This window comes from Iocasia fonsfrigidae, assembly GCF_017751145.1.
In the GTDB taxonomy this organism is placed as follows: domain Bacteria; phylum Bacillota; class Halanaerobiia; order Halanaerobiales; family DTU029; genus Iocasia; species Iocasia fonsfrigidae.
This window is the reverse complement of the sequence record NZ_CP046640.1, coordinates 3086296-3102676: the sequence shown is the minus strand read 5'-3', so window position 1 is coordinate 3102676 and position 16381 is coordinate 3086296. Positions and strand designations below refer to the sequence as shown.

Here is a 16381-nt window from a genome sequence, read left to right as displayed (position 1 = left end):
CTATTATTAGGTAAGGAGGATTATGTAAATGATTTATGCAAAATCAAATCCTATTGAAAGTCTGGGAGAACATACAGGTAAACTGCTAGATAATTATGAGATTTTGAAAGATAGTTATGGTCATATATTGATGGATAAAATAATGTGGAAATTGTTAAAGATTGCAGTTGAATATCATGATACAGGAAAAATCTATAGTCAATTCCAAAATAGTATTATAAGAAATATTAACAGGTATAGGGGTAAAAATATAAAAGAGATTGATTCAGATTTTGAGATAAATATACCTCATAATTACTTATCGCCTGCTTTTTTACCATATAAAAATTGGGGCTTTGATAAAAAAATCTGTAAGGTATTATATCAGGCAATAGCATACCATCATGAAAGAAAAGAAGAACCAGATAGTAAAATTATTGCTGAGATTATCGAAAAAGAGTTATGTAATAAAATAAAAGATATTAAGAATGAATTGGATATAGAAGTAGATGATAGAGTAGTGTCTTTATACACTAATAAGATTAAGAGAAAATACAGAATAAAAAAAGATGATGAGTATTATAATCTTTTTGTATTAGTAAAAGGTCTATTACATAGACTTGACCATTCATCTTCTGCCCATGAAAAAGTGGAGTTAGCTGTTGATAAAAATGTAGGGACATTTACCAGTAAATATTTAAAAAGGTTTCCAGTTTTAAGGGAAGTACAAAAGTTCAGTAAAGATAATAAAGACAGGAATCTAATTGTGGTGGCATCAACCGGTATGGGCAAGACAGAATCGGCTTTGCTGTGGATAGATGAAGATAAGGGCTTTTTCACTCTGCCTTTAAGAGTAAGTATTAATGCTTTGTATGACAGGATCACAAAGGAAGATGAGATAGGATATGGATTTGCTGGATTACTCCATTCCACAAGTATTAATCATTTGGAGGATTCAAAATGTGAAGAGAGTGAAATGATTTATGAACAGTCCAGACTATTATCTAAAAAGTTGACTTTTTGTACTATAGATCAAATTTTTAAATTTCCTTTTAAGTATTTAGGTTATGAGAAAAGTTATGCTACCCTCGCTTATTCAAAGGTTGTAATTGATGAGATTCAGGCCTATGATCCCAAGATAGCTGCTACGTTATTGGTCGGTTTAAAGATGATTAATGATATAGGCGGTAAATTTATGATTATGACAGCTACCTTACCACCGATTTATGAGGATTATTTAAAAAAAGTAGTAGATGAAAAAGAGATAGTTTATGGAAAGTTTTTAACAGACACTGTGCGACATAAAATTAAGATTAAAGAAAAAACAATAATAGATGATGCTGATGAGATTTTGACAAGGGGAAGGAACAGGAAGGTTTTAGTAATTGTAAATACTGTTAGTAGGGCAATAGAAGTATTTGAGCAGTTAGATAATAATAAACATGGAGTTAAGATTAATTTATTACATTCTATGTTTATTAAGAAAGATAGAGCTTATTTAGAGAGGAAAATTAAGGAATTTGCTGATGATGAGGGAGAAAATGGTATCTGGGTTACTACCCAATTAGTAGAAGCATCACTGGATATAGATTTTGATTATTTATTTACAGAGTTGTCGCCTTTAGATAGTTTTTTTCAGAGATTGGGTCGTTGTTATCGTAAACGACAGTTTAATCTAGATGAACCAAATGTATTTGTTTACACAGAAGAAGTAAAGGGAATAGGATCTATTTACGACAAAGATATTTGGGATAAAAGCAAGAAAATATTACAAAATTATGATTTGCGGGAACTTAAGGAAGAAGACAAGATTAAGATGATAAATAAATTGTATTCCAGGGAGAATTTAGATGGCAGTGAGTATTTAGAGAAATTTGATAATGCTCTTAACTATATAGAGAATATTAATCCATATGAACTAAATAAGAATGAAGCACAGGATTTACTGAGAAACATTGATAATGTAAATGTTATACCGCGTAGAATATATGAAAATATCGAAAAGAAGATTGATGAGTATAAGAGTTATCAGATTGATAAAAATGATGCAGATAGTATAAAATACTTCAAAAAATTAAGGAGAGATATAGATAACTGTACTGTTAGTATCCCGTATTATGTAGCGAAGAAATCAGATGTAATAAGTCCAATTAGTGAAAGAAAAAGATTGAGTGATCTGTATATTTTAGAGAGAAAGTATGATTTTAAAGATGGTAAAGGAAAAGGTGTTTTAATTGGTGAGATGTTGAGTAATATTCTTTAAAAGTAATATATTTTGGTTTATTATTGGTACTTATTAACTTGGAGGTTTTTTGATGGAATTAAAAACTGCCAGTATTCAAGGAGTAAAACTTAATTACTACTATATTTGCAAAAGAAAATTATGGTTGTTTGCCAAGGGAATTAGTATGGAACATAACAGTGATCGGGTATTAAGTGGTAAGGTTATTCATGAAAATTCATATCCTAGAATGAAGAAAAGAGAAGTTTTAATTGATGGATTAGTGAAGTTAGATATTGTTGATGGAGATTATATTAGAGAAGTTAAGATTAGTAGTAAAATGAGTAAAGCTGATAGAATGCAGTTATTGTATTACCTGTATTATTTAAAGGAGAAAGGAGTTGAGAAGAAGGGATTAATTAATTATGTGAAAGAAAGAAGAGTGGAGGAGATAGAACTAACTGAAGATGATGAACTAGAAATTGAAAAAGCAGTGAAAGGAATTGAACAAGTTTTACAGCTTAAGAGTCCCCCTGAAGTGATAAATGCCAGGATATGCAAAAAGTGTGCTTATTATTTATTTTGCTATGTTGAGGAGGAAGATTGATGAATAGAGATTATTATATTTTCAGTAATGGAAGGTTGAAGCGGAAGGATAATACTATCTATTTTATTGATAGCGGTAATAATAAAAGGGCACTACCTGTGGAACAGGTGGATAAAATACATTTTTTCGGTGAAGTTGATTTTAACTCTAATTTGTTAAGCTATCTACCCAGATTTGGAGTAATGTTGAATGTTTATAATTATTATGGATATTATAGTGGTACCTATTATCCGCGGAAAAAGAATGTTTCAGGATTTTTGGTGGTAAATCAGGCGGTATATTATAATGATTATAATAAAAGAATAGCTTTAGCGAGAAGTTTTGTGGAAAGTAGTATTTATCATATTTTAAGAAATTTGAGAAGACATAAAGAAGTAACAGAAGAAATAATTGATAAGATTGAAAAAGAGAAGGCTAATATTACTAAAGCCAATAAAATTGCTGAATTAATGGGGGTAGAGGGCAGAGTAAGAAAATGGTATTATAGAGGTTTTAATTGTATTCTACGTGAAGAGTTTATATTAAAGGGAAGAAATAGAAGACCTCCTAGAGACCCAGTTAATGCCCTTATTTCTTTTGGAAACAGCTTAATGTATACTGCTGTTTTGGGTGAGATGTATAAGACTCAACTTGATCCTACAATTAGTTTTTTACATGAGCCATCAACTAAAAGATTTTCATTAAGTCTTGATATTGCAGAGATTTTTAAACCTTTGATTATTGATGCGGTTATATTTAAATTAATAAATAACCGGGTAATTAAAGAGGAAGATTTCGATATTGAAGAGGAAATTTGTTTTTTGAATGAAGAGGGAAAAAAGAAGTTTATAGAAGAATATGAAACTAAAATGGCAACAACTATAAAACATAGAAAATTAAAACGAAAAACTTCATACAAAATGTTTATTCGGTTAGAGTGTTATAAATTAATTAAACATTTTATTGGTGATGAAGTATATAAACCTTTAAAGGCCTGGTGGTAATATGTTTGTAATTTTGACATATGATGTTGATGTCAAAAGGGTTAATAAAATAAGGAAGTTGTTAAAGAAATATTTAACCTGGACACAAAATTCTGTATTTGAGGGAGAAATTAGTCAAGGTAAATTGAATCAGTGTTTATCTGAAGTTGAAAATATAATTGATAAAAGCTATGATTCAATATATATCTATAATGTTAAGAGTAGTAAATTTATTTCTAAAGATATTTTGGGAGAAAATAAGAATTTTGACGAATTATTTTTGTAAAAATATTTAAAATATAGAAATAAATTTAGGGTTTTGCAGTAAAGCTATTTTAAAGTGAAATTTAGATGGAATGGCATGGTTACTGGGTTGAAAAGAAGAATATTTTGTATTATAATTACATTACTGATGGTTTACTGCAAAATTTATTTATTAATTATCTAGATGATGTTATGAAAGCTGATATGATAAGGTGGAGTCTGTAATAAATATTGGGGTTTTATATTAACTATGTGAGATGTAAATGAAAACCATGCTATTATTCCTTTCACTTTCTCGGTCAGAGTTTTATATTAACTATGTGAGATGTAAATTTTTCTGAACTTCATCACCAGCTGCAGCAGTTTTTTCGTTTTATATTAACTATGTGAGATGTAAATTTATATCTGTGACAGTTCTAGTCTTTTCCCCTGTATGTTTTATATTAACTATGTGAGATGTAAATGCGGAAATTCTATATCATAAGTATTCTGCGTGACCCCGTTTTATATTAACTATGTGAGATGTAAATAATACAGCCATTTCATCATTGACTTGCTGTAATTTTTCGTTTTATATTAACTATGTGAGATGTAAATTCCTAAATTTGTAACTCAATGGTTTATTGAAGTTCAGAGTTTTATATTAACTATGTGAGATGTAAATGAGTTCCTCGAAGCAATCAAAGCAGGCAGGCGAAATTTGTTTTATATTAACTATGTGAGATGTAAATGTTGGCAATGTCCATCTATGCTTAGAACCGTTGTATTCTGTTTTATATTAACTATGTGAGATGTAAATTTAATTTAGCATACTCAATAAACAAATCTTTAGGCAAGTTTTATATTAACTATGTGAGATGTAAATCCAGTTAAACCTAAAGGTTGTTCAGGAATCGGTAAATTGTTTTATATTAACTATGTGAGATGTAAATGGTGTTAGATTAGAATATAATACTGTTTTTGTAGGAGTGTTTTATATTAACTATGTGAGATGTAAATGAACGCCTTAAGGATATTAACGGTAATATAGTAGGTGGTTTTATATTAACTATGTGAGATGTAAATAAACCTACCATTAAAGTAAATAAAATTTCATTAAGAGCGTTTTATATTAACTATGTGAGATGTAAATTGTTGTTTTATTCTCCTTTTGTTCAGATATATATTATGTTTTATATTAACTATGTGAGATGTAAATACGTGAACTTTATCCACATCTGACCATTCAGTTTCTTTGTTTTATATTAACTATGTGAGATGTAAATTTGAGACTTCAGAAAATATTAGGTCATAAGACCTTAGAGTTTTATATTAACTATGTGAGATGTAAATTAATTTTGTATACGTCCTTGTTAATATGCCATTTTGGTTTTATATTAACTATGTGAGATGTAAATAACATCATGCCTTCTTCTATGCTCTGTTCTATTTTCGTTTTATATTAACTATGTGAGATGTAAATTAGTTATCTTCTCAAATTGTTGTTCGGGGGATAGCCCGTTTTATATTAACTATGTGAGATGTAAATGAAACTAAATCTTGATTAGAAAGGACACTTCCAACAGTTTTATATTAACTATGTGAGATGTAAATGTGCCAGAATAATTCTTGATTAACATTATAGCCTCTTGGTTTTATATTAACTATGTGAGATGTAAATGGTTTTTCTAACAAACGTAAGAACTGGTTTTAAATAGTTTTATATTAACTATGTGAGATGTAAATTAGGAATGGAAGTTGTTGACAACAAGCCTGTAGTATTACGTTTTATATTTACTATGTGAGATGTAAATGTTCTACTCCTAGCTCTGTAATTTCATGCGTATTCCTGTGTTTTATATGTAAGCGTCAAATATAACCCACATTCCTTACAGCCGAAATCTATGAGATAATTTCCCTGAGGGAGGTTATTTGAAGATGAATAACAAACGTGAAATCTGGATTGAAAGAATCCAGGATTACAAAGCAAGTAGTTTAACTGCTGCCAAATGGTGTGAAGAAAATGGTCTAAACATTAATTCTCTAAGATACTATATTCATAAATTTGAAAGAACAGGAATCTAGTCAAACTAAATGGACAGCTGTATTTCCTGCCCGAGCAGAAGATACCAATTCTGAAACTAAAACCATAAAAATAACTATAGGCCAGGCGATCATAGAGGTCGTTCCAGGTTTTGATTCTAATACTTTTGAAACTCTTATCAGGATTCTTAAAGAACAATGTTAAATCAGCATCATATCAATAAAGTATATTTATCCCTGGGGCCTACAGATCTTAGGAAATCAATCAATGGCCTATCCTTAATAGTTCAGGAGAGTTTTAAGCTCAATCCCTTTTCTCATGACCTCTTTGTCTTCTGTAACAGAAAGCAGGACAAGCTCAAAATTCTGGAATGGGATAATGATGGTTTTTGGTTACACTACAAACGCCTGGAAAAAAGTAGATTCAGATGGCCTGATGGTACTACTGGCTCTACAGTAATGATTGATGAAAGACAATTCAGGTGGTTACTTGATGGTTTATCTATTCATCAAAAAGGTGCTCATCCTGCCGTTAAAGAAAGAATAATCATCTAAAACAAACTTTAGACAAAAGGCTCAAAAACATTGTAAAATCAGAGCTTTTACGCTTAATTTTAGTATCTTTTTTCTCCTAAAAATGATATAATAAACTTATGAAAACTACTGATAAATCAACGACTATACAAGTTAATAAAGAAGAAAATCAAGAGCTATCTTTAGAAGATAAAATTGCAATACAGGCTCAACAAATTGAAGAATTGACAGCTAAATTAAACTGGTATGAGGAGCAATTTCGCTTAAACCAACAAAGACGATTTGGTGCTTCTAGTGAAAAATTTAATTCTAATCAGTTATCAATTTTCAATGAGGCTGAACAGGAAGCTAAGGTCAGTCTCAAAGAACCTGAACTCGAGGAGATTACATATAAAAGACGTAAGGGCAAAAACAAAAAGAAAAAGTCCTTCGAAGATCTCCCTGTTGAAGTCATTGAATATCATCTAGATGAAGCTGAGCAGATCTGTCCGCAATGTGGTAAGCAACTTCATGTCATGAGTAAGGAAATTAGAAAAGAATTAAAGATTATTCCTGCTCAGGTTAAGGTTGTTGAACATGTTCGTGATGTTTATGCCTGTAGAAATTGCGAAAAGGAAAATATCACAACTCCAGTAATTACTGCTCCTATGCCTAATCCAGTTTTAAAAGGGAGTTTTCTCTCTCCATCGTTACTGGCATATATCATGGATACCAAATATTCTCAAGCAGTACCTCTTTACAGACAGGAGAAACAATTTAAGAATTTTGGCATTGATCTATCCCGTCAAAATCTGGCTAACTGGGTAATCCATGGAGCCAACAACTGGCTTAACTATCTATATGATAGAATATATGAATATTTATTAAAAGAAGATATCGTACATGCTGATGAAACTACACTTCAGGTTTTATCTGAAAAAGGCAAAGCAGCTAAAAGCAAATCATATATGTGGCTCTATGCTACTGGAGTTTCCAGTCCACCGATCTACTTATATGAATATCAACCTTCCAGGGCTAATGAACATCCGAAGAAATTCTTAACTGGATTCAGTGGGTTTCTTCAAACCGATGGCTATGCTGGATACAATAGTGTTCAGGACGTCACCCAGCTCGGATGTTTTGCTCACGCTAGACGTGGTTTCACAGATGCCTTAAAGGCATTACCTAAAGGCTCTGTTCACTTAAAAACTAATGCTGAGGAAGGTCTGAATTTCTGCAATCGACTCTTCCAGATTGAACGGGACTTAAAAGACTTATCAGCTGAAGAAAGATATCAAAAACGCCTTGAACAAAGCAAACCAGTTCTGGAGGCCTTTTTGTCATGGCTAAAAATCAAGGAACAACAGACTTTACCTAAAAGTGGTCTCAGCAAAGCTATTAAATATTGTCTCAATCAATGGCCAAAACTAGAAGCCTTTCTCCTGGATGGTAGACTAGAGATCAGTAATAATCGGGCAGAAAGAGCAGTCAAGTCCTTTGTTATTGGGAGAAAGAACTTCCTATTTTCCAAGTCGGTAAAAGGAGCTACAGCCAGTGCCATTACTTACAGTATCATAGAGACCGCCAAAGCAAACAACTTAGTACCATTCTTTTATCTAAAATATCTTTTTGAGAAACTACCCAACATTGATCTACAAAATATAGATGAATTGGATGAATTATTACCTTGGTCTCAATCTATTCCGGAAGGATGCAGGATTCCTCATAAGAATTAGCCTATCATAATGTCCTCAATTTTTCCAGGTGGGGACGTTTTGACGCTTAAAATTTAAATATGGTTTTATATTAACTATGTGAGATGTAAATGATAATTTAATGACGTGTACAGAAATAGCTAAGAGGAGTTTTATATTAACTATGTGAGATGTAAATTAATTTGAATAATATTGATTTTGATAGGAACCAACGACGTTTTATATTAACTATGTGAGATGTAAATTATAGTTCAAAGATATTATGTTCTGAAAAAAGAAAAAGGTTTTATATTAACTATGTGAGATGTGAATGCATACATCTTCATCAAATCATGCAGAATTAAGGTTGTTTTTTTATTCAATTTAGCCATCTATTCTCACCATCCATAATATTGAATTTATATTATGAACAGTTTATACTATCTATATTAAAGGGTCAATTTTAATTTAACATAACACCTCTATGTAAATTGCGCATATTTTTATTTTTACATTAATATGACTTTGTAGATTATTGAAATACAATATATTATAGAGTTTTATTGCTAAACTGTTTATCCTTACCAAATCTAAAAATTAAATATCCTGCAATAATAATAAATCCATAGCCTATAAAACTAAGTAAATCTGGAATTTCTGAAAATATTAAAACACCCAAAAGACTAGAAAATATTACATTAGAATAATTATAAATAGATACTTCTCCTGCCGGAGCATATTTATATGCATAAGTAAGAGCAAATTGTCCTAATGCTGCAGTAATTCCTGCTAATATAAGAAATATTAGCTGCTTAAAATTAGGCATAATAAAATTATGAATGATTAATATTCCTGATACAAGTGTAGAGATAAAAGAAAAATAAAAAACTATTACATAGGCATTTTCTTTATCTCCAAGATAACTTACGAATACATAAGCCATTCCTGCAAACACTGCTGACATCAGACATATAATAGCAGGGATTGAATCTTGAAAAGCAAAACTTGGTTTAATAATTAAAATCACACCTAAAGTAGCCATGAACAATGAATACATTTGATATTTAGTAATTTTATCTTTTAAAAATATTGCAGCAAATACTATGACGAAAAATGGATTTACTTTATTAAGCATTCCTGAATCAGCCAGTAATAACCTATCAATACCATAAAAATAGGCCAGTACTCCTAAAGTGCCCAAAATACCTCTTCCCCAAAGATATATCCTAGTTTCTTTTTTTCCAAAGCATTTTTGTTTTGTCTTCTTTATCATAAAAATTGCTATAAACAAACTCACCAAATTTCTAAAAAATGCTTTTTCAAAGCTGGGTATTTCTCCTCCTAATTTAACAAATGCTCCCATAGCTGCAAAGCTAAAAGAGGAAAAGAGCATAAGTATAATTGCTTTTACTTTATTATTTTTATTCAATTGTTATCACTCCTGTTACTTCTTTTAATGATAACAGGTATAACTAAATTGTCAATATAAATTTTATTTTAATTTCCTTATTTGATATAGTCTGTATGTGCTGTAAACCTAAAAAAATACATAATATGATGTATTTCGTAAAAGCAACTTGTATGAAAGTGAGTATAATATAAATATAATATATATCTTTAATGGTAAGCATAAATAATATTCATAATATTCAAATAATATTATTTATAAATTAATTATGTATTATAAAATACTAATTTTATATAACTACTAATGCTTTTATAAATATTAATTTCTATTTTTCACTTCATCATCAATAATCTTTAATAATTCTATAATTCTATAAACGGAATTAGAATTTAACTTATCAACTTCTTGTAGAAGTAATTGAAGGTCTCTTCTTTCATTTATTTTTGTAATGTATTTTTGCAAATCAAAATTACTATTTTTATTTTCTTCAACAAGAGTACTTGGGTTATTTAAAAGATAGTCAATACTACAGTTTAAGACTGAAGCTATTTTCTTAAGAGTTTTATATTTAGGGTTTTTATCTTGAGTTTCATAGCCAGCAACAGTACCACGGCTAACTCCTATTTTTTTAGCTAAGTCTTCTTGAGTCATTTTATTTTCTATCCTTAATTTTTTTAACTTTTCGCCTAATTTCATCAAAATTTCCTCCTCAATTCCAATTATAGTTAAAAACTATAAAATAAATCATAAAAAAACTTGACAAAGTTGATAAAAAGAACTATAATGAACATAAAAGTTGATTAAAGAAACAAAATATTGTTTCAAAAAAGACAGAGTTATCCCTGAACTCTTTCTTTTCAGAAAGAAAGGAGGTATTACATAGTTTACAGGGTAACAGATAACAGTTGGCGGCTGTTCTGTAAGTTAGACTCGTAAAGTAATTATACCATAAGGACAAGTCTTTGTAAATTTGTGGTAGTTCCCGGGAGGGGTTACTGTGCTAAAAGAAGAGAAACAGCAGAGGGATATTCCAGAATATCGACCGGGAGATAAGATATACAAGTTATTTAAGCATGATATAGTAATAATAAGAGGAAGAGATGAAGAATTTATCATTAGAATTGTTAGATTAAAAAAAGAATAAATGTGTTTGACCTGGGGCCCTGGGCCGGGAAATTTATTTTTCTCGGTCTATTTTTTTGTGTAAATTTATTTAACACAATGGGAGGAGAAAAGAATGATTAAGTGTAAGATTGTTTATTTGTTAGTTACAAATAGAAGGTTGGGTTAGTTAGGTTCATAAAATATTCCGGAAAAATTGGTAATGATTTGTTATAAGTATTAAATTAAAGAAAGGATAGATTTAAAATGAAAAAAATATTATTTATAGGGTTAGTTTTAATCTTGGTTTTGGCTTTTACTTCAATAAGTTTAAGTGCTATGATTACAACTACAGGTGAATTAAAATTTGCTTATTTTATGAAAGACTATAGTGGTGCTGATGCTGACTACACTAAAACTGAACTTGGTCTTTATAATGATATATATATTGCACCACGGGTTTCTGCTAATGTAAATCTTTGGTTGGAAACTAATGGTGAAGAAAAACAAGACTACAATATAGTTGATGATGCCTATGTGACTTATAAAACTGAATCGGGAAATAATTTGCAGGTGGGATATTCCCGTTTTGATACCGCTGGTCCTACTTATGCTTTGGCTGATTTTACTCGTGGATTACTTGGGGGTGATCTTGAACCAGCAGTAAATCTTGTTTATACAGTTTCGCTTAATGATGTTTGGGCGTTTCAGACGGGCTATTTTCATAATTGGGGTGGTAATTGTTATGAAGATTATACAGGTGGTGATGGCAAAGACACTTTACTTGCTCGGAGTATGTATTCGGCCAATCACTTTAATCTTAATATTATGTACTTAGATTTTGGAGAAATGGATCAGCAATTTATAAATCCTGCTGGAGAATATATGATTGATGCTACATATACGTGGAGCAAATTCTCAATATATGGTGCTTACATTGCTTATGATTGGGCCTATAATTCTGAAAGAGACTATATGGGTATTGTTGGTTCTACAGTTTCATTGGGTAATTTTTGGCTGAATGTAGATTATGCGCTAAAGACACCAGAGGAGAGTATGTGGACAGAATATCAAGATGGTACCTGGCATGAAACTGATTGGTCTAAAGATAAACCACTTGGTTGTAAAGTGTCGTATTATTTTGGTAATAATACGACATTGGAATATGCTTATGCAACAAATACTGCAGGTAGTGATAAATCCACGTTAACATTAATTGTTAAATTTTAAATATTATAAATATTAATTAGCAAGACCTTTAAATAAATTAAATTTAGAAGTATAGGCGATAAAAAGAGTGAATAATAATAAATAACTTAAAAGGGAAGTGGGTAAGATGAAAAAAATTATATTTAGTTTATTGGTACTGACATTATTATTTTCAATTAAGGTTTATTCTAATAATAATCCAAATATGGTAATGAGTGATGATTTAAATAAGTATTTGAATATAAAAATTGAACCAATAAAAGACTTGTCAAATGATTTTATAATGGGAATGGATGTTTCTATGTTAAAACAAATTGAAGAGAATGGTGGTAAATACTATGATGATAATGGAGTAGAAAAAGATGTCCTTGAAATTCTTAAAGAACATGGTATAAATTATATAAGATTGAGATTATGGAATAATCCAGAAAGTCTAGGAGGCGGCAACTGTAATTTTCAAAGAGTTAAAGACTTAGCAATTCGTGCTAAAAAAATAGGAATGAATGTTTGTTTAGATTTTCATTATAGTGATTTCTGGGCTGATCCGGGGAAACAGAATAAACCTGCTGTTTGGAAAGATTTATCTTTTGAAGAATTAAAAAATGCAGTTTATGATTTTACTTATAATTCGTTAAAGAAACTTGCTCAAGTAGATGCTTTGCCTGCAATGGTGCAGGTTGGAAATGAATTAAATGGTGGTATGCTGTGGCCTGAAGGAAAAACCTGGGGTGATAATGCTGGGGGTTTTACCCAATTTGCTATATTACTGCAAGCGGGTTTAAATGCCGTTGATACAGTTGCTAAAGAAGAGGCGACTGAGATAAAAACAGTGGTTCATCTAGCTGATGGTGGAGATAACGAGTTATATACATGGTTTTTTGATGAACTTATTAAGCGGCAAGTAACAAATTTTGATGTAATCGGCCTCTCTTATTATCCCTATTGGCACGGTACATTTGAAGAATTTAAATTTAACATTAATGGTATCAGCCAAAGATATGATAAAGAAGTTGCTGTTATGGAAACGGGGTATGCTTATACTTTAAAAAATGGTGATAGTCTAGAAAATATGGTAACTCAAAAGGAAATTGATAGAGTCAATAAATATGCTGAGACTAATTATTCTGCTAGTATCAAAAGCCAGGCACAGATACTAAGAAAAATAATAAAGATTGTTAATGAAGTTCCAGATGAAAAAGGAATAGGAGTTTTTTATTGGGAAGGTGAATGGATTCCTGTTGATGGAGCAGGGTGGAAATCAGGTGAAGGTAATGCCTGGGATAACCAGGCGATGTTTGATTTCAATGGGAAGGTTCTTCCTTCTTTGGATGTTTTTTACAAGGTTTACAATAACTAATTATAAAAGGGTGGATGCAGGGGAGTATTAAATTATAAAATATAAGAATAAGCAGGATTTTGAAGCCAAATACAGAAAACTATATATAATCAATTTGATAATTGGGGATTTACTAGTTAGGGTGATAAAATGGCTACAATGGATGAAATAGCAAAAAAAGCTGGGGTATCTCAGGCGACTGTATCTAGAGTTATTAATGGGAATACTTCTGTTAATCCTGCTTTGAGAGAAAAGGTTATGTATTGGGTTAGAAAATTAGATTATCAGCCTAATGCAACAGCACGTAGTCTTGTTAACAATAAATCTTATTTATTAGGATTGATTATTCCGGATATCTCAAATCCATATTTCTCTGAAGTGGTTCAGTCTATAGAAGAAGAGGCTGAGAATAATGGATATAATATTATATTATGTAATTCTAATGGAAGTAGTACAAAAGAAAAGAAGCATATTAAAACTCTGTTAAGTAGACAGGTAGATGGTTTTTTAATTGTTCCTATAAATCAAAAAGATACCTATTTACACAAACTGAAGAGAGATCAAATACCAGTTGTTGTATTTACACAGCAGATGGATAAATATGATTCTGTTGGAGTTGATCATAAATATGGGGGTTCCCTAGCTGCTAAACATTTAATTGATCTGGGACATACTAAGTTGGGTTTTATTGGTAGTAAGGGTGAAGAAAAATTCCGGGGGTATTTAAGTATTATTAAAAAACATGGTTTAAGCTTTAAAGAAGAATATTTTATAGAGAGTTCAGGATGGTTACAATTAAGTACTCATGATTCTTATAACAAGGTTTGTAATTATTTAAAGAATAAAAAAAGATCTCTTCAAGCAACTGCCTTTTTTGCCAATAATGATCTTGCTGCCTTTGGTGCAATACAGGCTTTTGAAGAATTTGGTTTTTCTGTACCTGAAAAAATAGCTATTGTAGGTTTTGATAATACCTCTTTAGCAGCTATTTGCCGTCCTGCTCTTACTTCAATTGCTCAACCAACTGGTAGTATTGGTTCTTTAGCTGTAGAATTACTGTTAAAAAGGATTAATGGCCAGGCAGAAAAGGATATTGCTAAAATTTTATTAGAACCTAGATTAGTAATTAGGGAGTCTACAACTGGAATTGATTTAAGTAATCTTCTATAAATAGAAGATATTAAATTATAATTTATGAATACGTATTCATATAAGTTAAGGAGTCAGGTTCACTATGTGAATGCTGTTGGTGTGTTAACAACTACAGGTGCAATAGCGTGTATGTGCTTGCCCAGCAAAAAGGCTGTTAATGAGATAATGAGTGAAAAAAATATTTAAAATATAAACTTTTTGCAGGAATAATTCGAAAAATAACGAATATATATATATAATAAAGAATACGTATTCCTATTATCCTTAAATATTCACAGGGAGATAATAAGTTTATAAGAATAGAGTCTTTGTTCATCAAAATTTTAGATATTTGAGGTAGATAAACTTATTAGACGTTTTGGAGGTGATAGGAAAAAAGTAAATTTCTGAAACACAGTTTATTATATAGGAGATGATTTAGATGAGTCATGCTAATGAAGTACATTTTGTTAATGATCAACAAAGGCCTGCATTTCATATGATGCCACCTGCAAATTGGATGAACGATCCTAATGGGCCTATTTATTATAAAGGAGAATATCATTTATTTTATCAATATAACCCTGCTGGGGCTTTTTGGGCTAATATGCACTGGGGTCATGCAGTTAGCAAGGATTTAGTTCATTGGGAACACATGCCTATTGCACTGACCCCTTCAGAGCCTTATGATAAAGATGGTGTTTTTTCTGGATGTACTGTTATAAATGAGTCAGAACCAACTATAATCTATACTGGTATTCCAGATCTTGAAAAGAAAATAGAGGTTCAATGTATTGCTACTAGTAAAGATATGATTAACTGGGAAAAATCTAATAAAAATCCGATTATTGATGTCCTTCCTGGAGAATTGGAAACGACAGGTTTTCGGGATCCTTTTGTCTGGAAAGAAGAAGATAATTGGTATATGATTCTTGGTTCTGGAATAAAAGGGGTTGGGGGTGCAATTTTATTATACAGGTCAAAGGATCTAAGAGAATGGGAATATATAAATCCAATTTATATTGGGGAAGATGAAGAACTAGAAGATATGTGGGAATGTCCAAATTTTTTTAAGTTAGAAGATAAGTATATATTGGTGGTTTCACCATATGGTAAAGTTGTTTACTGGATTGGCAGCTATGAAAATTATAAATTTATTCCTGAAAAAAAAGGATATATTGATTTAGGTGATTCCTATTATGCTCCAAATAGCTTTATAGATGACAAGGGAAGGAGAATCATGTGGGGTTGGCTGAAAGAGCAGAGAAGTAAGGAAGTTCAAAAAGCGGCTGGCTGGTCTGGTGTAATGTCAGTTCCCAGAGAATTTTTCTTACATAAAGATGGTAGTCTGGGTATGAAGCCAGTTGAGGAATTAAAAGTTCTTAGAGGTGAACATAAATGTTTAAGTGATATACCTATATCGGTTGATTCCACAAATTTATTAGATAATATACAGGGGGATAGGTTAGAAATCATTGCTGAATTTGAGAAAGGGGATGCTAGTTCTATAGGACTAGTTGTTCGAAAATCACCTGATAATAGTGAATATACAGAGATAATTTGTAATATTGCTGAACAAAACTTATCAATAAATACTAAGAACTCTAGCCTTGCAAAGGAAGTTGATAAAGGGGTCTTTGGGGATTGTTATAATTTTAACGATGATACTGATGGATTAGTAAGGCTTCATATTTTTGTAGACAAGTCAGTAATTGAAGTATTTGTTAATGAAAGACAATGTGTGACTGCCCGGGTTTATCCTGCTTGTGGTGATAGTTTAGGTTTGGACCTTTTGGCCTGGGGAGGGAAGGCTAGATTGAAAGATATTGATATATGGTGGATGAAGAAAATTTAGTAAGGTTTTAAAGGATAATTTTAAAATTTTTTTATAAAAAAGAAGGAATTTTTATATATAAATAGAATATATTTAATAT

The 16381-nt window shown here is 30.8% G+C and carries 16 protein-coding genes and 1 CRISPR repeat array; of the genes, 14 read left to right on the top strand and 2 right to left on the bottom strand.

Features of this window, described 5'->3' with window-relative positions; all coding sequences use genetic code 11:
- Positions 1-28 precede the first annotated feature (28 nt).
- The 9 genes from cas3 (at position 29) to tnpC (ending at position 8304) form a co-directional block, all read left to right on the top strand.
- Entirely contained in the window at positions 29-2242 is a 2214-nt protein-coding gene (gene cas3 / locus GM661_RS14855; protein WP_230867542.1) for a CRISPR-associated helicase Cas3', read from the top strand.
- 52 nt (positions 2243-2294) lie between these two features.
- A complete protein-coding gene (gene cas4 / locus GM661_RS14850) occupies positions 2295-2807 on the top strand; it encodes a CRISPR-associated protein Cas4 (protein WP_230867541.1) in 513 nt (170 codons plus the stop codon).
- Positions 2807-3790, top strand: coding sequence for a type I-B CRISPR-associated endonuclease Cas1b (gene cas1b / locus GM661_RS14845; protein ID WP_230867540.1), 984 nt, complete (start codon positions 2807-2809; stop codon positions 3788-3790). Before cas4 ends, cas1b begins: the two co-directional genes overlap by 1 nt.
- Before the next feature lies 1 nt (position 3791).
- Positions 3792-4055 (top strand): CRISPR-associated endonuclease Cas2, encoded by a 264-nt coding sequence (gene cas2 / locus GM661_RS14840; RefSeq protein WP_230867539.1) that lies wholly within the window; start codon positions 3792-3794, stop codon positions 4053-4055.
- 65 nt (positions 4056-4120) lie between these two features.
- Positions 4121-4258, top strand: a complete 138-nt coding sequence (locus tag GM661_RS14835; RefSeq protein ID WP_230867538.1) for a hypothetical protein — start codon at positions 4121-4123, stop codon at positions 4256-4258.
- A gap of 11 nt (positions 4259-4269) precedes the next feature.
- A CRISPR array of direct repeats spans positions 4270-5826; the repeat unit is 29 nt; unit sequence GTTTTATATTAACTATGTGAGATGTAAAT.
- Positions 5827-5950: 124 nt separating this feature from the next.
- Positions 5951-6097, top strand: coding sequence for an IS66 family insertion sequence element accessory protein TnpA (gene tnpA / locus GM661_RS14830; RefSeq protein WP_230867537.1), 147 nt, complete (start codon positions 5951-5953; stop codon positions 6095-6097).
- Positions 6078-6260, top strand: coding sequence for a hypothetical protein (locus tag GM661_RS14825; RefSeq protein ID WP_230867536.1), 183 nt, complete (start codon positions 6078-6080; stop codon positions 6258-6260). Before tnpA ends, GM661_RS14825 begins: the two co-directional genes overlap by 20 nt.
- The gene (tnpB, locus tag GM661_RS14820; protein WP_125989607.1) at positions 6254-6610 is read left to right on the top strand and encodes an IS66 family insertion sequence element accessory protein TnpB; all 357 of its coding nucleotides are present in this window, start codon (positions 6254-6256) and stop codon (positions 6608-6610) included. The genes GM661_RS14825 and tnpB overlap by 7 nt, the downstream gene beginning before the upstream one ends.
- A 98-nt stretch (positions 6611-6708) precedes the next feature.
- Positions 6709-8304 carry an IS66 family transposase gene (tnpC, locus tag GM661_RS14815; protein WP_230867535.1) on the top strand — a complete coding sequence of 532 codons (1596 nt, stop codon included), beginning with the start codon at positions 6709-6711 and terminating at the stop codon, positions 8302-8304.
- Between the two features lie 508 nt (positions 8305-8812).
- On the opposite strand, the gene GM661_RS14810 is transcribed toward tnpC, so the two are convergent.
- Positions 8813-9691 carry a DMT family transporter gene (locus GM661_RS14810; RefSeq protein WP_230867534.1) on the bottom strand — a complete coding sequence of 293 codons (879 nt, stop codon included), beginning with the start codon at positions 9689-9691 and terminating at the stop codon, positions 8813-8815.
- Between the two features lie 297 nt (positions 9692-9988).
- Positions 9989-10366, bottom strand: a complete 378-nt coding sequence (locus GM661_RS14805) for a helix-turn-helix domain-containing protein (RefSeq protein ID WP_230867533.1) — start codon at positions 10364-10366, stop codon at positions 9989-9991.
- 301 nt (positions 10367-10667) lie between these two features.
- Here GM661_RS14805 and GM661_RS14800 point away from each other — a divergent pair, with 301 nt between their 5' ends.
- From GM661_RS14800 to GM661_RS14780, 5 genes are all read left to right on the top strand, one after another.
- Positions 10668-10814 (top strand): hypothetical protein, encoded by a 147-nt coding sequence (locus GM661_RS14800; RefSeq protein ID WP_164522051.1) that lies wholly within the window; start codon positions 10668-10670, stop codon positions 10812-10814.
- Between the two features lie 224 nt (positions 10815-11038).
- Entirely contained in the window at positions 11039-12001 is a 963-nt protein-coding gene (locus GM661_RS14795) for a hypothetical protein (RefSeq protein ID WP_230867532.1), read from the top strand.
- 106 nt (positions 12002-12107) lie between these two features.
- On the top strand, positions 12108-13337 hold the full coding sequence (locus tag GM661_RS14790) for a glycoside hydrolase family 53 protein (protein WP_230867531.1): 1230 nt from the start codon (positions 12108-12110) through the stop codon (positions 13335-13337).
- Between the two features lie 129 nt (positions 13338-13466).
- Complete coding sequence (locus tag GM661_RS14785) at positions 13467-14486, top strand: LacI family DNA-binding transcriptional regulator (RefSeq protein WP_230867530.1); 1020 nt, start codon at positions 13467-13469, stop codon at positions 14484-14486.
- A gap of 403 nt (positions 14487-14889) precedes the next feature.
- The gene (locus GM661_RS14780; protein WP_230867529.1) at positions 14890-16302 is read left to right on the top strand and encodes a glycoside hydrolase family 32 protein; all 1413 of its coding nucleotides are present in this window, start codon (positions 14890-14892) and stop codon (positions 16300-16302) included.
- Positions 16303-16381 lie beyond the last annotated feature (79 nt).